Here is a 19934-nt window from a genome sequence, read left to right as displayed (position 1 = left end):
TCTGATTTCCGGCTCAGGACAGGCTCACACTACCGAAAAGAAAGGCCGTAACCACCCCCGGGAACGTCACGAACACCGTAACCCCGCCACAGGCGGCCTTTTCGACCGCTCCACGAAGTTCCCGGGCGCGCCGGACCCACCGGGCATGTTCCGCGGGTACCGCCCGTCCCACCTGCGACGGGCGGTACCCGCGGAACACACCCCCGGATTCGGGGCTCACATTCCGGCGATGAGTTTCTCCACCCTCTCGTCCACCGATTTGAAGGGGTCCTTGCACAGCACGGTGCGCTGTGCCTGGTCGTTGAGCTTCAGGTGCACCCAGTCCACCGTGAAGTCGCGGCGCTGCTCCTGGGCGCGGCGGATGAACTCGCCGCGCAGCCGGGCCCGCGTGGTCTGCGGCGGCACCGACTTGGCCTCGAAGATCTTCAGGTCGCCGACCACCCGGTCCATCTGGCCGCGGTTCTGCATCAGGTAGAACAGCCCGCGGTCGCGGTGGATGTCGTGGTAGGTCAGGTCGAGCTGGGCCACCCTCGGAGAGGACAGGGACAGGTCGTGCTTGTCCCGGTAGCGCTCCAGCAGCAGGTACTTGGCGACCCAGTCGATCTCCCGGGAGACGGTTTCCAGGTTCTGGGTCTCGACCGCCTCCAGGGTGCGCTGCCACAGTTCCAGGACGCGCTTGCCGGTGGCGTCGGTGCCGTGCCGGTCGACGTAGCTCTGCACCTTGTCCAGGTACTCGCGCTGGATCTCCAGCGCACTGGCCTCGCGGCCGTTGGCCAGGCGCACCTTGCGGCGTCCGGTCATGTCGTGGCTGACCTCGCGGATGGCCCGGATGGGGTTCTCCAGCGTGTAGTCGCGCATGACCACACCGGCCTCGATCATCCGCAGCACCAGGTCGGTGGAGCCCAGCTTGAGCAGGGACGTGGTCTCGCTCATGTTGGAGTCGCCGACGATGACGTGCAGGCGGCGGAAGCGCTCGGCGTCGGCGTGGGGCTCGTCGCGGGTGTTGATGATGGGGCGCGAACGCGTGGTGGCCGAGGAGACGCCCTCCCAGATGTGCTCGGCCCGCTGGCTGACACAGAACAGGGCGCCGCGGGGGGTCTGTAGGACCTTTCCGGCACCGCAGACGATCTGTCGGGTGACCAGGAAGGGGATGAGCACGTCGGCCAGGCGGCCGAACTCGCCGTGCCGTCCGACGAGGTAGTTCTCGTGGCAGCCGTAGGAGTTGCCCGCCGAGTCGGTGTTGTTCTTGAACAGGTAGATGTCCCCGGCGATGCCCTCCTCGTGCAGGCGCTGCTCGGCGTCGACCTGCAGCCCCTCCAGGATGCGCTCACCGGCCTTGTCGTGGGCCACCAGGTCCACGAGGTTGTCGCACTCGGGGGTGGCGTACTCGGGGTGGCTGCCCACGTCCAGGTACAGACGGGCGCCGTTGCGCAGGAACACGTTGCTGCTGCGCCCCCAGGAGACCACCCTGCGGAAGAGGTAGCGGGCGACCTCGTCGGGAGACAGGCGGCGCTGTCCCCGGAAGGTACACGTGACCCCGTACTCGTTCTCCAGCCCGAAGATCCGTCGTTCCACGCGGCCTCACCAACTTCCCGTCACCGGGTGCGGACGACGGGGCCTCGCCGTCCGCACCCGCCCGTCCGGTGCGGCGCCTCGGTCGCGCCGCACCGGGATCATCGTTTCCAGGTCACTCGTCGGCCTCGTCCGCGGTGTCCGCACCGGAGGTCCCGCCTCCGGAGGCGGCGCGTCCGTTGGCCTTGCCCTCCTCGATGAGCCTGGTCAGGCGTCGGCCGTGGATACGGCGGAACTTGCGGTGCTGCCTCGCCCGTTCCAGGATGGCGACCTCCAGGTTGGAGGCCTCCAGTTCGCGCTCCTCACCGTTCTCCCGGGCCAGGGCGTGGGTGGCCGCGTTGAGGGCGGCGCTGAGGGAGGCGTCGGCGGCGAAGCGGTCCTTGAGCACGTCCGACACGTGTTCGGAGGAGCCGCCCACGGCCACGAAGCCCTGCTCGTCCACGATGGAGCCGTCGAAGGTGATGCGGTAGATCTCGTCCTCGTCGGCGGCGTCGCCGACCTCGGCGACGACGATCTCCACCTCCCAGGGCTTGAGGCTCTCGCTGAAGACGGTGCCCAGGGTCTGGGCGTAGATGTTGGCGAGCTGGCGCCCGCTGACGTCGCGGCGGTCGTACTGGTACCCGCGCACGTCGGCGAAGCGCACACCCATCAGGCGTAGGTTCTCGAACTCGGGGTAGCGCCCGACGGCGGCGAAGCCGATGCGGTCGTAGATTTCGCTGATCTTGTGCAGGGTGCGGGACATATTGTCCGCCACCATGAGAATGCCGCCCTCATACTGCAGGACGACGGCGCTGCGGCCGCGCGCGATACCCTTGCGCGCGTAGTCCGCCTTGTCCTTCATCTGCTGTTCGGGGGCGACGTAGAACGGCATCGACACCGCGGATCGTTTCCTTACCTAGTCGGGAGATGTCTGGTTGGGGACGGGGCGGCTCAGCCCAACGGGGCCGTGGGGCCGTCGGGGTTGGCCGCGCGTCCCTCGACCACCTCGGTCGCCAGGCGGGCGACCTCTTCGGTGGACAGGCGGCGGTGGCCGTCCTCGGTGATGACGTCGACAAGGGGGAAGATCTTGCGGTGCAGGTCGGGGCCTCCGGTGGCGGAGTCGTCGTCAGCGGCGTCGTAGAGGGCCTCCAGGGCGACCTTGGTGGCGCCGGTCTGGTCGAGGTCCTCGCGGTAGAGCTTCTTGACCGATCCCCTGGCGAAGACCGAGCCGGACCCGATGGAGTGGTAGCGGTGCTCCTCGTAGCGGCCGCCGACGGCGTCGTAGCTGAACACCCGGCCCTGTTCGGTGTTCTCGTCGAAGCCGACCAGGAGCGGGACGACGACGAAGCCCTGCATGGCCATGCCCAGGTTGCCGCGGACCATCTGGGAGAGCTTGTTCGCCTTACCCTCCAGGGAGAGCGACCGGCCCTCCATCTTCTCGTAGTGCTCCAGCTCCACCTGGTAGAGGCGGGCCAGTTCGATGCCGATCCCGGCCGAACCGGCGATGGCCACCGCGGAGAACTCGTCGGTGCGGAACACCTTCTCCATGTCGCGGTTGGCGATGACGTTGCCCTGTGTGGCCCGGCGGTCACCGGCCACCAGCACGCCCCCGGGAAAGGTCAGGGCGACGATGGTCGTGGCGTCGGGAGTGAGGTGCTCGGTCCCGCCGCCCGGGGGCAGCTTGTGTCCGGGCAGCATCTCGGGGCTGACCGAACTGAGAAACTCGGTGAAGGACGAGGTCCCCGCACTCATGAAAGCGGCAGGCAACCGTCCGCCCTCGAACCCTTCGAACACGCGACTCCCTCCACTCGCGTCCCACCCCTGTGTTGGGGGCGGGTGGGACGCCTCTGTTCTTGTTGACTGTGGCCGGACCGTGTTCCGGCCGTTGGGACTGACCCTAGTCCTGCGTGCGGCGGGGCCGGCCGCGCTGGAATGCGCTGTCAGCGAACCGCCGCCGGGGACTACTGGCCGCCCTTCTGCACGAACTGCCGGACGAAGTCCTCGGCGTTGTTCTCCAACACGTCGTCGATCTCGTCGAGGATGTCGTCGACGTCCTCGTCCAGCTGTTCCTTGCCTTCCTGGACGTCGGTCGAGGCCTCGGTCTCCTCGACCTCCTCGTCGCGGCGCGAGGTGTGCTTCTGACCGCCGGTGTCCTTCGTCGCCATGGCTTCCTACCTCCCGTTCGGGCTCCCCGTTCGGGGCTCTCGCCCTTATCTTGGCCCAACACCGGGCGCCTCAACCCCCTTCCCGGTGCCCGATACTCGCTAGTTACCTTGGACCGTCCGTATGCCCGTGCACGTGCCCGTACGTGTGCCGGTCGCGCTCCGGGCGTGTCAGGCGGAGCGCCGCTCCGACCCCCGGGACCGCTCTCGCGCTCCGTCCCGCCACGGGCGGAGGACCCGGGCGGTGTCCGCGTCCGGCCGCTCCGCACCCCCTGCGTTACCCATGGGCCTGTGGACGGAAATCAACCTTAGCCAAAAACCCCAAGGTCAAACAGACCGCCACCACAGGCCGCATAGTGCGCTACGAAGCTGATATCGCAGGGCACTTCCCCCTCCCGTGCGAATGGCGCGTCCGTGCGTCGGTGCCGTCGGCGACGAGGCGCGCCGGCCGAACGGCGGACGCCGTTCGGCCGGACTCCCGCGACCGACGGATCCGGTTCGGACGGTTCCGCGCCGGCGGGCCGCCAGGCCGGGTGGGACCGGGGCCGCCGGAGCGGTCACGACCGCGCGTGCACGCGTGGCCGCGGGCGCGGGACAGCGGCCGCGACCGCTTCCGGCCAGGCATGCGCCCTTTCGTGCGCATACCGAACCGGTCATTTCTCCCCTCGAGGGGACCCGTGACCTCCGGAGTTACACCCATGTAGCCGGATGATCACCGATGGCACCCGGTACCAGTGTCCGCATCCGGCCACAGAACACCCCTTGCGTACATAGCGCCGTTTCGATCCGTGATCACGCGAATGCGAGGATCGGGAGGTCGCACGGACGGCGACTACGCGTAGCCATCACCAAACGAGGGGTCATGGGACCATCCCCTCCCCTTCTGAATGGATCTACACCAAGAGGGTCTTTTCACCAACAAAGTGTGCACTTATGGTTAGGGATCGTTTACCGGATGTCTCGGTGAACTTCGGGAGTCGGACCAACTCCGGCCCTCGAAAGGGGCTTTACGTACCCACAGGAATGGAAGCCCCGATCCCCCCGTCAATCCCCCTGGAGAGTTAAGGACCCATGCGACCCTCCCCCGTTATCTCCGCCGTCGGCACAGGAGCACTGGCCTTCGGCTTGGCACTGTCCATGGCTCCGGGAGCCCTCGCGGCGACCGGACCCGTACCCCAGACCCCCGTCGCCGACGACAACGCGTCCAGCATGCTGGAGGCGATCGAGCGAGACCTCGACCTGTCCCCGTTCGAGGCCGAGTCTCTCCTCGAGGCGCAGGAAGCCGCCATCGACACCGACGCCAAGGCCACCGAGGCCGCAGGAGAGGCCTACGGCGGCTCCCTGTTCGACACCGAAACCCAAGAGCTCACCGTCCTGGTGACCGACGACTCGGCGGTCAAGGCGGTCGAGGCCGCCGGCGCCGAGGCCACCGTGGTCTCCCACGGCGCCGAGGGCCTGACCGAGGTCGTCGAGGACCTCAACGAGGCCGAGGTCCGTGAGGGCGTCCTGGGCTGGTACCCGGACGTGGCCAGCGACACCGTCGTGGTCGAGGTGCTGGAAGGCTCCGAGGCCGACGTCGACGCCCTGCTCGCCGACGCGGGTGTGGACGCCTCCGCCGTCAAGGTGGAGGAGACCGGCGAGACCCCGCAGACCTACGCCGACATCGTCGGCGGCGTGGCCTACTACATGGGCGGCCGCTGCTCCGTCGGCTTCCCCGCGACCAACAGCTCCGGCCAGCCCGGTTTCGTCACCGCCGGCCACTGCGGCACCGTCGGCACCGGCGTCACCATCGGCAACGGCCGCGGCACCTTCGAGCGGTCGGTCTTCCCCGGCAACGACGCCGCCTTCGTGCGGGGCACGTCCAACTTCACCCTGCACAACCTGGTCTCCCGCTACAACGGCGGCTACCAGTCGGTGACCGGCACCAGCCAGGCCCCGGTCGGCTCCGCCGTGTGCCGCTCCGGCTCCACCACCGGCTGGCACTGCGGCACCATCCAGGCCCGCAACCAGACCGTGCGCTACCCGCAGGGCACCGTCTACTCGCTCACCCGTACCAACGTGTGCGCCGAGCCCGGTGACTCCGGCGGTTCGTTCATCTCCGGTTCGCAGGCGCAGGGCGTCACCTCCGGTGGCTCCGGCAACTGCTCCTCCGGCGGCACGACCTACTACCAGGAGGTCATGCCGATGGTGAACTCCTGGGGCGTGCGCATCCGCACCAGCTGATCCCGTTCCCTGATCCGTCCCCCGTCCGCGCGCAGGCGCGGGCGGGGGACGCCCGTGTGCGGGACACGCGGCGCCGGGCGGCGCGTGTCCCCGTGCGCCGCGGTGCCCGCGGCGCACGGGACGCCCGTGTACGGGGTCAGCGCCCGCCTGTGAGCACCGAGACCAGGTCGGCGGCGGTGTCGGAGGCGTCCAGCAGGTCCCCCACGTGCTCCTTGGTCCCCCGGAGCGGCTCCAGGGTGGGCACCCGCTGCAGGGAGTCGTAACCCGGCAGGTCGAAGATCACCGAGTCCCAGGAGGCCGCGGCCACCTCGTCGGCGTACTTGGCCAGGCAGCGTCCCCGGAAGTAGGCCCGGGTGTCCTCCGGCGGCTCGGTGACCGCGCATACCACATCCGGCTCCTCCAGCAGGCGCTGCATCCGCCCGCGCGCCGCCAGGCGGTTGTAGATCCCCTTGTCGGCCCGCACGTCCGAGTACTGCAGGTCCACCAGTTGCAGGCGCGGATGCGACCACTCAAGGTCGTCACGGGAGCGGTAGCCCTCCAGCACCTTGAGCTTGGCGACCCAGTCCAGCTCGGTGGCCAGGTCCATCGGGTCGCCGCCCAGGCGGTTGAGCACCGACTCCCAGCGGTCCAGGACGTCGGCGGTGTCGGGGTCCACGTCGGTGCCGAAGCGGTCCTCCACGTACTTGCGGGCCTGGTCCAGGTACTCGCACTGCAGCTCCAGCGCGGTCATCCGACGCCCGTCGCGCAGCCGCACCCGGTGCGTGAGGCCCGGGTCGTGCGAGACCGCCCGCAGGTCGGCCACCGGGGTCTCCAGGGACAGGTCCGCGCTCAGGAAGCCGTCCTCGATCATCGACAGCACCAGCGCGGTCGTCCCCAGCTTGAGGTAGGTGGAGATCTCGCTCATGTTGGCGTCGCCGATGATGACGTGCAGCCGCCGGTAGCGGTCGGGGTCGGCGTGCGGTTCGTCCCGTGTGTTGATGATGGGACGCTTCAGGGTGGTCTCCAACCCCACCTCGACCTCGAAGAAGTCGGAGCGCTGGGAGATCTGGAACCCGGTGCCCTGCCCGTCGGAGCCGATGCCGACCTTGCCCGAGCCCGTCACCACCTGCCGGGAGACGAAGAAGGGGATCAGGTGGCGGACGATGTCCCCGAAGGGCGTCGACCGGTTCATCAGGTAGTTCTCGTGGCAGCCGTAGGAGGCGCCCTTGTTGTCGGTGTTGTTCTTGTACAGCTGGATGGGCTCGATCCCGGGCGTGGCGGCAGCCCGGGCCGCGGCGTCGGCCATCACCCTCTCCCCCGCCTTGTCCCACAGCACCGCGTCACGCGGGTTGGTGACCTCCGGCGCCGAGTACTCGGGGTGGGCGTGGTCCACGTACAGGCGGGCGCCGTTGGTGAGGATGACGTTGGCCAGTCCCAGGTCCTCGTCGGTGAGCTGGGTCGGGTCGGCCACGTCACGTGTCAGGTCGAAGCCGCGCGCGTCACGTAGCGGGTTCTCCTCCTCGAAGTCCCAGCGGGCACGCCGTGCCCGAGCCGCCGAGGCGGCCAGATAGGCGTTGACCACCTGGGTGGAGGTGACCATCGCGTTGGCCCCGGGGTTGCCTGGCACGGAGATCCCGTACTCGGTCTCGATACCCATAATCCGCCGCACACTCATGGTGAGAGGTTATCCACCGTGGCCCGGTCTTGAACGCCCACGCGCCAATTGTGGCCCAAGTGCCGTGTTCCCGGGCGTTTCGCGACAGGCGGCACACTACTGTCATCCCAGGTCGGACCGTATCCACGCGTTGAGGGGGCACACGGCACGCCCGGGAACTTCCCGTCGGAGCGGAGGGTGTCCCGGCGCCGGGACGGGGCGCCGGGGCCGGCGGTACCGGACCCGGCGCCCCGCCGTCACCGCGGACCGGCCTCGTGGTCGCCGCGCAGGATCCGGTCGACCAGGTCCTTCCGGAGCGTCCCGTAGCCGGTGGCCGCCCACACGCTCTCCTCCGCGGGCACCTCGTAGTAGGGGACCTCACGGCCGCGGTGGCGCGCGGGCAGGACGGTGGGACGCCGCCGGTCGCGGACGGCCCCGGCGCACGGTGCGCACAGCGGCACCGTGACGTCACCGCGCCCGCCGAACTCGCGCCACCGCGTCATCTTGGTGACGGTCCCGTGGAGCGGGTTCGCGTAGCAGTGCGAGCGCACGGGCGTGGAGCGCCGGCGACCGGACGGGCGGACGGCCCGGTTGATGTGGTCCTCCGCCGCGTCCAGCAGCACCAGCACCCCGGCGATGTCGGCCAGCGCCCCCTCCTCGGGGAGCCCGTCGTAGACCCGGCGGGCCGCCGCGTGTGCGTCGAGTGCCTGGTGGAGCGCCTCGACCGCGGTGGGGTCGTCGGCGGCCGGCACGGCGGCGCCCACCCGTTCACCGACCTCCACCAGTTCCCTCCCGGCCCTGTCGGCCAGTTCGTCCCTGCGGGCCTGGTTCGCGTTGTCGAAGGCGGCGTGCTGGGGCAGCGACGGGGCCCTGCGGGGCCTGCGCCAGCGGAACAGGGCCACGCCCAGCCCGAGCAGGGCGAGTCCGGCCAGGACCCAGGGCAGCACCGTGAACAGCGCGTACGTGCCCGGCCCGAGCGAGTAGTACCAGTCGGACACCCCCGTCCGCCGCTGCTCGTCGGCGGCGGTGTAGATCCCCTCGGGGTCGTCGGACAGCGCGACCTCCACCGCCCTCTCCACGCGCTCCGCGACCGGGGCGTCATAGCCCATCTCCATGGAGACGGCCTGGGAGGCGTAGAAGCCGCGGCTCACCTGGGTCGCGCTCCCCGTGGAGAAGTCGTGCCCGGACAGCCTCTCCCCGTCCAGGACCAGGTAGTGCCCCTCGCCGCCGATCCTGTCGTGCACGGCCGCCGCCATGAGGTCCGCCTGGCCGTTCCAGTCCCCGCCCTCGATCAGGGGGACGGCCAGCACGCGCAGCGGCACGCCGGATTCGGTGATCCGCTGCCCCATCTCCTGGGCGAGCTCCTCGGGGAAGGCACTCGCGTAGGAGGGGTCGACGTGGACCGGCGACTCCTCGAGCTCGGCCACGACCCGTTCCGTCGCGCTCATCTCCTCCTGGACCGTGTCGGCCCGGCCGACCGACGGCGCGGCGGGCACGAGGGCGACGGCCAGAAGCGCCGCCGCCACGGCCGGCCGGAAGCGGGCGGATCGGTGCTCAGCGAACATGGGACTCCCCCATCAGGTCTTCGGCGTCGAGTCGGCCCCCGGCCCCGTATCCGGTCACGACCCACCGTCGGTCCAGTTCCAGGTGCGGCCGGCGCCCGCCCGGGGGGACGGCGACCCTGAGCGTGCGGCGCTCGCGCATCCGGTCCGACAGCAGGGCGCAGGAGGCGCACACGGGCTGCCGGTGGCGGGGGCCGTGCAGGACCGACGGGCCGTGCAGGGGATTCACCATACAGACCGGGGCCCCGGCCCCGGCCGCGGTGTCGGGATCGGAGTCGAGCCGGCGCACCGCGCGGTCCGCCAGCACCACGACCCCGACCAGGTCGAGTTCGTCCGGTTCACCGCCCAGGACGGCCATGGCCGCGTCGGTCTCGCGCAGAGCCCCGTCCAGGCCGGCGCGGTCGGCCGGAGCCTTCTGGACCGCCTTGGCGGCGCGGCGGACCGCCCGGTCGGCACGCGGCCGCAGGAGGCGTCCGGGCACGGTGTCCATACGCGTCACGGCGCCGAGCGCGGACCACACCAGGGCGAGGACCGCCAGAGCGGAGAGGGGGCCGACCGCGAACAGCGCCTTGCCGAAGTCCCCGGAGGCGAACTCGGACAGCTTCGAGGGTTCGGGGGCCGGTTCGGTCCCCCACTCGATCCAGCTCGGCACCGGTGGCTCCTTCTCCGGAGCGGCCGACACCTTCTCCAGCTCGTCCAGCAGCTCGTCCAGCGCCTGTGCGGCCGTGTAGTCGAACCGGGTTCCGGTCACGTCCGTCAGGGGATACCGTCCGGCCTCCTCGGGAAGGGCCACCCCGAACAGGGCCGCCTTCACCTCGGGGGCGGTTCCGGCCTCGGCGCTCACGACGACGAAGACGCCGTTCTCGTCCATGGCGTGGTGGAGCGCGTGCGCGAAGACCTCCGGGTCGCCGCCGGACTCGTCGGACCGGCTCATGGGAAGCACCGCGGTGTAGACCGGCGGTTCGATGCCGGCCACGCGTTCGGCGATCCCGGACAGCGCCTCCGCGCTCTCCCCCGCCAGGGGGTCCACGTACAGGGGATCGTCCCGCATCTGCGCGGCGACCCGGTCGACCCGGACCGTGGAGGTGACGTAGGGGGCGAGGGAGGGCCGGGGCGGCCCCACCTGCTCTTCCTCCTTGGGCAGGGCCGAGGTGTTGAGGTGGATCAGGGACGCGGCCACGGTGGCGGTCCCCGCGAGGAGGACCAGGGTCCTGCCCGCCGCCAGGGCCCGGTCCCCGGGCGGCCTTGCGGTGAGCCCCACCGCGGTGGCCCGGCCGCGCCTCCCCGAGCGGACCGCGGTGAGGAGCAGCCACACCGTCACCGTCATGCCGGCGGTGACCGCGGTGGCCTCGCCCAGAGCCGCCGGGCCGCTGACGGTCCTCAGCCCCAGCTCGTCGATGCGGTGCTTCAGCCACCAGCCGGCCGGGAGGGCCGCGTACCACCGCGGCTCGGCCCGCTCGGCGAGGTCGGGGGCGGTCAGCGTGTCCACGAAGGTGTCGGCCATCGTGTCCAGCGGCGTGTAGTAGGTGAACGCGCTCTCCCAGGAGAGCACCCGGTCCGCCTCCTCCACGGGCAGGTCCACCTGCCGGGCCATCGCCTGTACCCGGGAGGCCCCCGGCTTCAGGAGGACGTACAGACCGGGTTCGCCCACACGGTCCTGCAGGGCGGAGAGGAAGGGACGGCCCCAGGACGCGTTCTCCGGGACGGCGCTGGCCACGACGTGGTACGGGACGTCCAGCCGGCCGAACGAGTCGTTCAGGCTCCGCTCCAGCTCCGCCAGGTCGTAGTCGCCCGCGAGCGACTCGTGGACGACGACCGCCTCGCCCTCGGGCCGCTGTTCCAGGAGTCCGGCGAAGTACTCGGCGTCGCTCACCCCGCCCTCGGGGCGGTCCTCGGGACCGGCGTGGGCGGGGGCGGCGGGGAGCACCACGAGAACGGCCAGCAGCGGCACCGTCAGGAACGACAGCGCGCGGCGGACAGCGGTCGCGGGGAACGGGGGACGCATCACCACAACCTACTTCAGCCCCCCTCCCGGCCGACCTGCGGGTGTGCCGTCTCCCCGGGCCGACCGGCGGCGCGTGCCCGACTGCGGCACCTGCGCCGAGGACGGCACGGACGCCGACCGCATCCGCGACCGCGACGACCACCGGGTGGGAGCCCTCCAGTCGCTGTGTTCGTGGCACCACGCAAGAAAGACCGCGGAAGAAGCCGACACGTCCGGGTTCCACCCCTCCCCGTGAGGTGCACCCCGGCCTGCTGTGACTATCTCTGCTGCCTGCGCGCTTGGACCACAGCGCCTGATCGTGTCGATGGCACTCAGCAGCAGTCAACCTCGGATCCGGGTGGGGACGGAGCTTCGCTGATGTGGCCCCGGCAGCGGCCGCGGCGATGACTGGCTTCCGCTCAACAGGGCGTGACCGGAGCACAGCGACCGCGTGCTGCACAGATGAGGGTGCTCTCCGGGCAGGAGACCGGCCCCGGCGCCGGCCTGTTCGCCACTCACCGCCGTCAGCGGGACCGGCGCTGTGCCACTTGCTCGGTCGGGATCTCCTAGTGACCCCCAAGACACGGAAAGCGCACCAGCAATTCATCCCAAGCCTGACCGGGGATAAAAATATGGTTTATGTGGTTTTGTCTGCTTTGGCGATAAAGAATAGCTTATGTCTTTGAATGGGGTGTATGTGGATTTATTTCTGGGGGTATGTGGCCCGAACACTCATCTCACCGCCCCGGTTCCACCACGGAGCCGGGGCTGTTTCGAGGGAGAACCCATGAAGAACCGAAAGCTGGCACTGCTGGCGTTCGCTCTGCCCGTCGGCGCACTCACCGCAGCGTCGCCCGCCTGGGCCGATGAGTCGACGACGCTGCACGCCGACCTCGCTCCGCTCAACGACTCCGGTGCGAGCGGCACCTCCACGGTGACGGTCGAGGGCACCAGGGTCACCGTCGACATCGACACCTCCGGGCTGCTGGCCGAACAGCCGCACGCCCAGCACTTCCACATCGGCGGCACGAACATGTGCCCGAGCTCGGACGCCGTTGACGACGTCGAGGACGACGACCGCCTCAGCACCTCCGAGGGACAGCCCTCCTACGGCGGGATCGAGGCCTCACTGACCACCGAGGGCGACACCTCGCCCGACAGCGCTCTGGCGGTCGAGCGCTTCCCCGCCGCCGACGCTGACGGCAACGTCTCCTACCAGCGGACCTTCGAGGTGTCCGCGGACGTGGCCTCCGCGATCGAGGCCGGTGAGGCCGTGATCGTCCAGCACGGCGTGGACTACAACGGCAACGGTGAGTACGACGCGGAGGGCGGTGGCGCCAGCGACCTGGATCCGGAGCTGCCCGCAGAGGCCACCGACCCCGCCACGTGCGGCAAGCTCACCCCCGCGCCCGAGGGCGGTATGGCCGCGGGTGGTGGCGGTACCGGTTCCGAGGGCCTGGACGCGCTGGCGCTCGGTTCCGGCGCGGCCCTGGTGGCTGTGGCCGGTGCGGGGTTCCTGGCCCGTAAGCGGATGTTCCAGGGCCGTTGACATGAGTGGGCACGCGCAGTCCGGACACTCGGCCGATGAGCGCTGAGCGCCCACGTGCCGGGGATGGCCGCCGCAGAGGCTCTGCGGCGGCCATCGCCGTGGCCGCGACCACGGGGGCACTGCTGATCGCCTTCGCCCTCACCACAGGCCAGGACGAAGCGCCGGCGCCGCCCGGCCACAGCGCCCAGTCCCAGCGGAGCACGGGGGACGGGCCAGAGGTGGCACGCACCTCCCCGCCCTCACCCCGGGCACACGCGCGGTCGCTACCGCACTCCGCGCCGGTGGGGTTGGAGATCGAGGCGATCGGAGTGGACGTCGACGACGTCGTCCGGCTGGGGCTGGAACCGGACGGCGAGATCGAGGCGCCCCAGGACTACGACGCGGTGGGCTGGTACGAGCACGGGCCCTCGCCCGGCCAGTCGGGACCGGCGGTCATCGGCGGCCACGTCGACTCACGGACCGCACCGGCCGTGTTCTACCGCCTGGGGGAACTCCAGCCCGGGGACACGGTCCGGGTCGAGCGCGCCGACGAGACCACGGTCGGCTTCACCGTGTACGCGGTCGAGCAGCACCCCAAGGACGACTTCCCGACCGAACGGGTCTACGGACCCACCGGCGGCGGCCCCGAGCTGAGGTTGATCACGTGCGGCGGCCGGTTCGACGAGGCCACGCGCAGCTACCGGAGCAACACCGTGATCTACGCGGAACTGGCCCCCCAGTCCTGACCCCGGCGCATGGCGCCCCTCTGGTGAGAGGCGGGCCACGACCACAGGCTTGGTCGGCTTCACCGCCTGCTCGCGGGTCCCGGTCGTGGACACCTGGAGGTGGACGTTCATGGAGGGGTCCGTTTCGTCACAGGGGTGGGACGTGGTGAAGGCACATCACCCCGCCCATGGCCGCGCTGGTGTTCCTGGCATCGCCGTGTCAGCGCCGTCCACCGCCCTGAGGCCGGGTGGATGCTCGGGGCACCGCCCGCCGGAACAGCTCCCACAGTCCGTCCGGCACCGGCCGCCCGACCGTCGACGCCCGGCCGGGCTGCCGAGAACCCGAACGAGACGGGCTCCAGCACGGGGCCGGAGGCGGTCGCGGCACACGAGGGGGCCGACCGGTGGTCCGGTCGGCCCCCGAAGCGCTCTCGGCGTGCGCCGCTACAGGTACTGGCCGGTGTTGGGCACCGTGTCGATGCTCCGCCCGGAGTCCGTACCCTTCTTGCCAGTGACCAGGGTCCGGATGTAGACGATGCGCTCGCCCTTCTTTCCGGAGATCCGCGCCCAGTCGTCGGGGTTGGTGGTGTTGGGCAGGTCCTCGTTCTCGCTGAACTCGTCCACGCAGGCCTGGAGCAGGTGCGAGACCCGAAGCCCCTTGGACTGGTGGTCGATGAAGTCCTTGATGGCCATCTTCTTGGCCCGGTCGACGATGTTCTCGATCATCGCGCCGGAGTTGAAGTCCTTGAAGTACAGGACCTCCTTGTCACCGTTGGCGTAGGTGACCTCCAGGAAGCGGTTCTCCTCCCCCTCGGTGTACATGCGCTCCACGACCCGCTGGATCATGGCGTCCACCGTGGCCTTGGCGGAACCGCCGTGCTCGGCGAGGTCCTCGTCGTGCAGCGGCAGGTCGGGGGTGATGTACTTGCCGAAGATGTCGCGTGCCGCCTCGGCGTCGGGCCGCTCGATCTTGATCTTGACGTCCAGGCGGCCGGGCCGCAGGATCGCCGGGTCGATCATGTCCTCGCGGTTGGAGGCGCCGATGACGATGACGTTCTCCAGGCCCTCGACACCGTCGATCTCGCTGAGGAGCTGGGGCACGATCGTGTTCTCCACGTCGGAGGACACACCGGAGCCGCGGGTGCGGAAGATCGAGTCCATCTCGTCGAAGAAGACGATGACCGGGGTGCCCTCGGAGGCCTTCTCACGCGCACGCTGGAAGACCAGGCGGATGTGGCGCTCGGTCTCGCCCACGTACTTGTTGAGCAGCTCCGGGCCCTTGATGTTGAGGAAGAAGCTCTTGCCGACGTCGCGGCCGGTGCGCTCGGACACCTGCTTGGCCAGTGAGTTGGCGACCGCCTTGGCGATGAGCGTCTTACCGCACCCGGGAGGACCGTAGAGCAGTACGCCCTTGGGCGGGCGCAGCTGGTGCTCGTAGAACAGCTCCTTGTAGAGGTAGGGCAGTTCGACCGCGTCGCGGATCATCTCGATCTGCCCGGTCAGGCCGCCGATGTCGGTGTAGGCGATGTCGGGGACCTCTTCGAGGATGAGCTCCTCGACCTCGGACTTGGGGATGCGCTCGTACACGTACCCCGAGCGCGGCTCCAGCAGCAGGGAGTCCCCCGGACGGACCGGTTCGTCGCGCAGCGGCTCGGCCAGCCGCACGATCCGCTCCTCGTCGTGGTGGGAGATCACCAGGGCGCGGTCGCCGTCCTCAAGGATCTCCTTGAGCAGGACCACCTCGCCGACGGTCTCGAAGGACTCCACCTCGACGACGTTGAAGGCCTCGTTGAGCATGACCTCCTGGCCCGGCCGCAGGCTGTCCAGGTCCACCGACGGGCTGACGTTGACCCGCATCTTGCGGCCGTTGGTGAAGATCTCAACGGTCTCGTCCTCGCGCGAGCCCAGGTAGACGCCGAAGCCGGAGGGCGGCTGGGCCAGCCGGTCGACCTCCTCCTTGAGCGCCACGATCTGCTCGCGCGCCTCCTTCAAAGTGGAGACGAGCCGTTCGTTCTGACCGTTGGCGGCGGCGAGGTTGGCCTGGGCCTCCCGTAGCCGTTCCTCCAACAGGCGTACATGCCGGGGCGAATCAGCGAGCTTACGCCGGACCACGCTGAGTTCCTTTTCCATGTAGGAGACCTGGGCCGTGAGTTCTGCGACTTCACGGTCCCGGTCGCTCTGACGCTCGTCGTCGCGCTCGGCCACGTCCGCCACCTCCCTATGAGGAACTACATCGGAGCCTACCTACCCTCGCCCATTTCCTAACCTCCCGGGGAGGACGAGTGTCGTAGGCCTCATTTCCGAGTCTTGCGTCATCACAGGTCAGAGTGCTACCGGATGACCCGACGTAATGAGAAAGTAACCTCCGCGTCCGGCCCGGGGCAAGCGCCCCACGGATGCCGGCGCTCTTTTCGGCGCACGTCAGCGGGCTTTTCCGGGTACGCCGGAGCCCGCCCGGGCAAGGATCCGCGAGGCCGTACGGAGGGTGTCCGCTGCGGAGTCCGGTGTGCCCGGGCGGGCTCGGAGGAGGGGAGGGGGCGCCGCCTACTCGTCGGCGGAGGAGTCGGGGTCCCCGGGCGTCTCGGGCGCTCCGGACCCGTCGGGCACCCCGGGCGCCTTCGCGTCGGCGGCCGTGTCCCCGGCCTCCCCGACCGGGGCCGGCTCCGGCGCGCCACCGGCCGCAGCTTCGCGGTCGCGCTCCCGCGCGGCGGTGAAGTCCTTGCCGTAGGCGCCCTTGGCCGGACGGCGGCGGCGGTCGGGGGCCTCGACGCCGTCGGCCAGACGGCGCGCGACCACCAGGAACCCGGTGTGACCGATCATGCGGTGGTCCGGACGCACCGCCAGGCCCTCCACGTGCCAGGTGCGCAGCATGGTCTCCCATGAGCGCGGCTCGTAGAAGCGGGCGTCCTCGCGCAGCTCCTCCACCACGCGCGAGAGCTGGGTGGTGGTGGCGACGTAGCAGCACACCAGGCCGCCGGGGATGAGGGCGCGGGCGACCGAGTCCAGGCACTCCCAGGGGGCGAGCATGTCCAGGAAGACGCGGTCGACGTCGGTCTCGTCCAGCTCCTCGACCAGGTCGCCGACCGTGAGCCTCCAGGCCGGGTGCGGACCGCCGTGGAAGCGCTCCACGTTCTTGCGGGCGATCTCGGCGAAGTCGGCGCGGCGCTCGTAGGAGTGCACCATGCCCTGTTCACCGACCGCGCGCAGCAGCCAGTTGGACATGGCGCCGGAGCCCGCCCCGGCCTCCACCACGCGCGCGCCCGGGAAGATGTCGGCCTCCACGAGCACCTGGGCGGCGTCCTTGGGATAGACGATGGTCGCACCGCGCTTCATCGACAGGGTGTAGTCGATCAGCAGGGGGCGCAGCGCCACGTAGGCCGTGCCGGTGTTGGAGCGGACCACGCTGCCGTCGGGCTGTCCGATGAGGTCGTCGTGGTCGACCTTGCCCTTGTGCGAGTGGAAGGCGCCGCCTTCGCGCAGTGTGGTCGTGTGCATGCGACCCTTGGGGTCGGTCAACTGCACGGTGTCGCCGTCGGTGAAGGGGCCGCGGCGGCCATGGATACCGGTCAACGTCGCTCTCGTCTTCCACATCGCTGTTGGTTGGCAGGGCAATCGCCCAGCGTATCGGCCTTCCGGTACCGCGGCGAACCGGCGGGTGCCGCGCGGGGGCGCGGCGGTCGCCGGCCGGGCGCGCCGACCGGGCCGCGGCGGCACGTGCGAAGAGCCGCCCGCCGGGGCAGTATCAGCCTGCGGGGCCGTGACGACGCCCGTCCACCACACGATGACCACGGGAGACGACTACCCATGTCACAGCTGACCACGGGGCTGGGAATCGACATCGGCGGCAGCGGGATCAAGGGGGCGCCGGTCGACCTGGCCACCGGCGAGTTCCTCAAGGAGCGCAAGAAGGTCCTCACGCCGGAGCGGTCCGCCCCCGAGGCGGTGGCCGAGATCGTGCACGAGATCTCCGAGTACTTCCCCGAGACGGCGGGGGCGCCCGTGGGCGTCACCTTCCCCGGCGTCGTACAGCAGGGAGTGGTACGCACCTCCGCCAACCTGGACAAGGCCTGGATCGGCTACGACGCGGGGGAGCTGTTCCGCGAGGCCACCGGCCATCCGGTCCGCGTCCTCAACGACGCCGACGCCGCGGCCGTGGCGGAGACCCGCTACGGCGCCGCCAAGGGGGTGTCGGGGGTGGTGCTGATGACGACCCTGGGCACGGGGATCGGCTCCGCCCTGGTGGTGGACGGGCGGCTGGTGCCCAACACCGAGTTCGGGCACCTGGAGATCGACGGCCACGACGCGGAGACGCGGGCCTCGTCCGCGGCCAAGGACGAGGAGGGACTGTCCTACCGGGAGTGGGCGACCGAGCGGCTGCACCGCTACTACCGGGTGGTGGAGGACCTGCTGTGGCCTGACCTGATCGTGGTCGGCGGCGGGGTGAGCCGCGACGCGGACAAGTTCCTCCCCCTGCTGGACATCCGGACCCCCACCGTGGCCGCTACGCTGCGCAACACCGCGGGGATCGTCGGCGCCGCCCTGGCCGCCGTCGAGACGGAGACCGTCTGAGGGACCGCGCACGGCCCGGACGGCGCCAACCGGCCGGGGTCAGGGATGCAGGCGCAGGCCTTTGAACACCTTGTCGACGTCCCCCCTGGGACCGTGCACGGCCACACCCACCAGGTTCAGGTCCTCCGCGGCCACGGCGAGCACGGCGGCGCGGTTGTCGTCGTCGTTGCCGGTCTTGAACAGCTCCTCGGTGTAGAGCGCGGCGGGCAGGTTCCTGGAGCGGGCGCGGTCGAGTGTGCGGGCCAGGGTCCGCGACTCGGCGGCGTGGACGAGGACGGGTTCGCGGAACATCGGCGAATAGGTGTTGCCGGACGCGTCCTCGTAGGGCTCGCCCATGGACTCGGGCCGGGAGTGGGCGATGCCGCTGCTGAGGAAGGCGACGACGTTGAGCTTTTGCCACGCGGCCAGGTCCTCGCGCACGGCCACGGCGATCTTGGTGTCGAAACGCATGTGCCGATGGTGGCGGAGCCGGCGTTCCCGGTCTTGAACGCTGGTGCGCGCCGGCGGTGCCGGACAATGGGGGCGTGACACAGGACTGGGCCAGGTACTGGAGGTCGCCCGAGCGGCCGCTGGAGGCGATGCACGCGCACTTCGAGCGGCACGCCTACCACCGGCACAGCCACGACGCCTACTCGTTCGGGGTGACGGAGTCGGGGGTACAGGCGTTCAACTGCCGGGGCGGCGCGCACGCGAGCGTGTCCGGAATGGTGCTGGCCTTCAACCCGGAGGACCCGCACGACGGGCACGCCGGTGGCGAGCTGGGATTCACCTACCGGATCGTGCACATCGGACCGGAACTGGTGCGGGAGGTGCTCGCGGACGCCGCCGAGGGGCGGGCCGGGCTGCCGCTGTTCGCCGATCCGGTGGTGCGCGACCCGGCGCTGGCCGCGGCGCTGCGCGGGCTGTACACGGCGCTGTCGCGAGAGGGCTCCGGGCTGGCCGTGGACGAGGCACTGCGCGGTGCGGTGATGTCGACGGTGTGCCGCGGGGCGACGGAGCGTCCGGCGGTGGCGGGGATCTCGGACCCGGACGCGGGGCGCGTGGCGGCGCGGGTGGAGGCCGTGCTGCGTGAGAGGTTTCCCGAGGACGTGGGAGCCGGGGAGCTGGCTTCGGCGGCCGGGCGGAGCCGTTTCGCGGTGTACCGGGCCTTTCGCATGGTGCGGGGAATGGCGCCCAGCGACTACCAGCGGCAGTTGCGGCTGCGGCGGTCCCGGGAGCTGATCGCGGCCGGGGCGTCGCTGGCGGAGGCCTCCGCACTGGCGGGGTTCGCCGACCAGAGCCACCTGACCCGGTGGTTCGGCCGGTACTACGGGATCACGCCGGGGGAGTTCCGCGCGGCGGGCGGCTAGGTCACGGGCCCCGGGAGGAGGGACCGCCGGACGGTGCCGTGTGGAGGGCGGGCGAGGCCGGGCGGCCCCGCGCAGAGGGAGACTGGGTTTCGGGGAGAACCCGGGCCCCGCCCGCCTTCCGGGCGCGGACGACACACGCGCCCGCATGAGCGCGGACCGACGGCCCGCGCGTGCTCAGGTGTCGCCGACGGCCACGGACAGGGCGCCCGCGATCCGCCGCGCGGCGTCGGAGGTCCGGGCGACCGGCGAGAGGGGGACCCCCGCCAGCGACGGCGGCACCCCGTCCTGGAGCGGCCAGCGCATCCACCACCACAGGCCGCCCCGGTGGGGCCGCAGCAGGGCCCGCTGGGGCCGGGCCCTGGGGCCGGCGTCGACGGCGCCGAACGCGCCGTCCTCGCGGACCTCCACCCCCCGCGAACGCAGTTCCGCGGCCAGGCCCCGCAGGGCGAGGCCCGCCAGCTCCACGCGGTCCGCCGCCCCGGCCGTACCGGGTGTACCGGTCGCGCCAAGGGCACATCTCAGACTCGGGCTTCCCACAGCCGGGGTCTCAACGGTCACGGGACTTCCCCTCCCAGGCTTTCCGGGACCAACGACTCTTGCACTCTGCCGTACCGGAGAGGGGGGTGGGCGACTCTATGCGTATCCCGC

Annotated in this window: 17 protein-coding genes; 6 read left to right on the top strand and 11 right to left on the bottom strand. The window is 70.8% G+C overall.

Annotated features, from left to right (window positions below; translation table 11 throughout):
- Positions 1–216 precede the first annotated feature (216 nt).
- From pafA to NOSIN_RS06425, 4 genes are all read right to left on the bottom strand, one after another.
- Positions 217–1575 carry a Pup--protein ligase gene (gene pafA / locus NOSIN_RS06440; RefSeq protein ID WP_077689856.1) on the bottom strand — a complete coding sequence of 453 codons (1359 nt, stop codon included), beginning with the start codon at positions 1573–1575 and terminating at the stop codon, positions 217–219.
- A 112-nt stretch (positions 1576–1687) separates the two neighbouring features.
- A complete protein-coding gene (gene prcA, locus NOSIN_RS06435; RefSeq protein ID WP_077689855.1) occupies positions 1688–2449 on the bottom strand; it encodes a proteasome subunit alpha in 762 nt (253 codons plus the stop codon).
- 53 nt (positions 2450–2502) lie between these two features.
- Positions 2503–3345, bottom strand: a complete 843-nt coding sequence (gene prcB, locus NOSIN_RS06430) for a proteasome subunit beta (protein WP_077689854.1) — start codon at positions 3343–3345, stop codon at positions 2503–2505.
- Between the two features lie 167 nt (positions 3346–3512).
- Positions 3513–3716: a ubiquitin-like protein Pup gene (locus NOSIN_RS06425; RefSeq protein WP_077689853.1), complete on the bottom strand. Its 204-nt coding sequence runs from the start codon at positions 3714–3716 to the stop codon at positions 3513–3515.
- 1068 nt (positions 3717–4784) lie between these two features.
- Between NOSIN_RS06425 and NOSIN_RS06420 the strand changes: the two genes are divergently transcribed.
- Positions 4785–5936 (top strand): S1 family peptidase, encoded by a 1152-nt coding sequence (locus NOSIN_RS06420; RefSeq protein ID WP_077689852.1) that lies wholly within the window; start codon positions 4785–4787, stop codon positions 5934–5936.
- Positions 5937–6072: 136 nt separating this feature from the next.
- Here the strand turns inward: NOSIN_RS06420 and dop are convergent, their stop codons facing one another.
- The 3 genes from dop to NOSIN_RS06405 form a co-directional block, all read right to left on the bottom strand.
- Entirely contained in the window at positions 6073–7590 is a 1518-nt protein-coding gene (gene dop, locus NOSIN_RS06415) for a depupylase/deamidase Dop (protein WP_077689851.1), read from the bottom strand.
- A 236-nt stretch (positions 7591–7826) separates the two neighbouring features.
- On the bottom strand, positions 7827–9134 hold the full coding sequence (locus NOSIN_RS06410; protein ID WP_077689850.1) for a hypothetical protein: 1308 nt from the start codon (positions 9132–9134) through the stop codon (positions 7827–7829).
- The gene (locus NOSIN_RS06405; protein WP_143832866.1) at positions 9124–11136 is read right to left on the bottom strand and encodes a hypothetical protein; all 2013 of its coding nucleotides are present in this window, start codon (positions 11134–11136) and stop codon (positions 9124–9126) included. The genes NOSIN_RS06410 and NOSIN_RS06405 overlap by 11 nt, the downstream gene beginning before the upstream one ends.
- 43 nt (positions 11137–11179) lie before the next feature.
- On the opposite strand from NOSIN_RS06405, the gene NOSIN_RS26635 reads away from it, so the two are divergent.
- The 3 genes from NOSIN_RS26635 (at position 11180) to NOSIN_RS06395 (ending at position 13389) form a co-directional block, all read left to right on the top strand.
- A complete protein-coding gene (locus NOSIN_RS26635; RefSeq protein WP_143832865.1) occupies positions 11180–11371 on the top strand; it encodes a hypothetical protein in 192 nt (63 codons plus the stop codon).
- Positions 11372–11902: 531 nt separating this feature from the next.
- The gene (locus tag NOSIN_RS06400) at positions 11903–12664 is read left to right on the top strand and encodes a hypothetical protein (protein WP_077689848.1); all 762 of its coding nucleotides are present in this window, start codon (positions 11903–11905) and stop codon (positions 12662–12664) included.
- A 35-nt stretch (positions 12665–12699) separates the two neighbouring features.
- The gene (locus tag NOSIN_RS06395) at positions 12700–13389 is read left to right on the top strand and encodes a class F sortase (RefSeq protein WP_077689847.1); all 690 of its coding nucleotides are present in this window, start codon (positions 12700–12702) and stop codon (positions 13387–13389) included.
- 423 nt (positions 13390–13812) lie between these two features.
- On the opposite strand, the gene arc is transcribed toward NOSIN_RS06395, so the two are convergent.
- Both arc and NOSIN_RS06380 read right to left on the bottom strand, forming a co-directional pair.
- Positions 13813–15582, bottom strand: a complete 1770-nt coding sequence (gene arc, locus NOSIN_RS06385; protein ID WP_077689846.1) for a proteasome ATPase — start codon at positions 15580–15582, stop codon at positions 13813–13815.
- Positions 15583–15912: 330 nt separating this feature from the next.
- Entirely contained in the window at positions 15913–16938 is a 1026-nt protein-coding gene (locus NOSIN_RS06380) for a tRNA (adenine-N1)-methyltransferase (RefSeq protein ID WP_077689845.1), read from the bottom strand.
- A gap of 234 nt (positions 16939–17172) precedes the next feature.
- Between NOSIN_RS06380 and ppgK the strand changes: the two genes are divergently transcribed.
- Positions 17173–17937 carry a polyphosphate--glucose phosphotransferase gene (gene ppgK, locus NOSIN_RS06375; RefSeq protein ID WP_077689844.1) on the top strand — a complete coding sequence of 255 codons (765 nt, stop codon included), beginning with the start codon at positions 17173–17175 and terminating at the stop codon, positions 17935–17937.
- A gap of 39 nt (positions 17938–17976) precedes the next feature.
- Here the strand turns inward: ppgK and NOSIN_RS06370 are convergent, their stop codons facing one another.
- Positions 17977–18387, bottom strand: coding sequence for a DUF2000 domain-containing protein (locus NOSIN_RS06370; protein WP_077689843.1), 411 nt, complete (start codon positions 18385–18387; stop codon positions 17977–17979).
- Positions 18388–18461: 74 nt separating this feature from the next.
- On the opposite strand from NOSIN_RS06370, the gene NOSIN_RS06365 reads away from it, so the two are divergent.
- A complete protein-coding gene (locus NOSIN_RS06365; protein ID WP_236743314.1) occupies positions 18462–19286 on the top strand; it encodes an AraC family transcriptional regulator in 825 nt (274 codons plus the stop codon).
- 174 nt (positions 19287–19460) lie between these two features.
- On the opposite strand, the gene NOSIN_RS06360 is transcribed toward NOSIN_RS06365, so the two are convergent.
- Positions 19461–19751: a hypothetical protein gene (locus NOSIN_RS06360; protein ID WP_236743313.1), complete on the bottom strand. Its 291-nt coding sequence runs from the start codon at positions 19749–19751 to the stop codon at positions 19461–19463.
- Between the last annotated feature and the right edge of the window lie 183 nt (positions 19752–19934).

It is taken from the genome of Nocardiopsis sinuspersici (genome assembly GCF_001998325.1).
Classification (GTDB): Bacteria; Actinomycetota; Actinomycetes; order Streptosporangiales; family Streptosporangiaceae; genus Nocardiopsis; species Nocardiopsis sinuspersici.
The sequence above is the reverse complement of the archived record's forward strand: the minus strand, read 5'-3'. Positions and strand labels throughout refer to the sequence as shown.

What these genes read in the sequence shown, in the direction of transcription:
- NOSIN_RS06425 (WP_077689853.1), bottom strand. Translation starts at nt 3,716, where the DNA reads ATGGCGACGAAGGACACCGGCGGTCAGAAGCACACCTCGCGCCGCGAC.
- NOSIN_RS06420 (WP_077689852.1), top strand. Translation starts at nt 4,785, where the DNA reads ATGCGACCCTCCCCCGTTATCTCCGCCGTCGGCACAGGAGCACTGGCC.
- dop (WP_077689851.1), bottom strand. Translation starts at nt 7,590, where the DNA reads ATGAGTGTGCGGCGGATTATGGGTATCGAGACCGAGTACGGGATCTCC.
- NOSIN_RS06410 (WP_077689850.1), bottom strand. Translation starts at nt 9,134, where the DNA reads ATGTTCGCTGAGCACCGATCCGCCCGCTTCCGGCCGGCCGTGGCGGCG.
- NOSIN_RS06405 (WP_143832866.1), bottom strand. Translation starts at nt 11,136, where the DNA reads ATGCGTCCCCCGTTCCCCGCGACCGCTGTCCGCCGCGCGCTGTCGTTC.
- NOSIN_RS06400 (WP_077689848.1), top strand. Translation starts at nt 11,903, where the DNA reads ATGAAGAACCGAAAGCTGGCACTGCTGGCGTTCGCTCTGCCCGTCGGC.
- NOSIN_RS06395 (WP_077689847.1), top strand. Translation starts at nt 12,700, where the DNA reads ATGAGCGCTGAGCGCCCACGTGCCGGGGATGGCCGCCGCAGAGGCTCT.
- ppgK (WP_077689844.1), top strand. Translation starts at nt 17,173, where the DNA reads ATGTCACAGCTGACCACGGGGCTGGGAATCGACATCGGCGGCAGCGGG.
- NOSIN_RS06370 (WP_077689843.1), bottom strand. Translation starts at nt 18,387, where the DNA reads ATGCGTTTCGACACCAAGATCGCCGTGGCCGTGCGCGAGGACCTGGCC.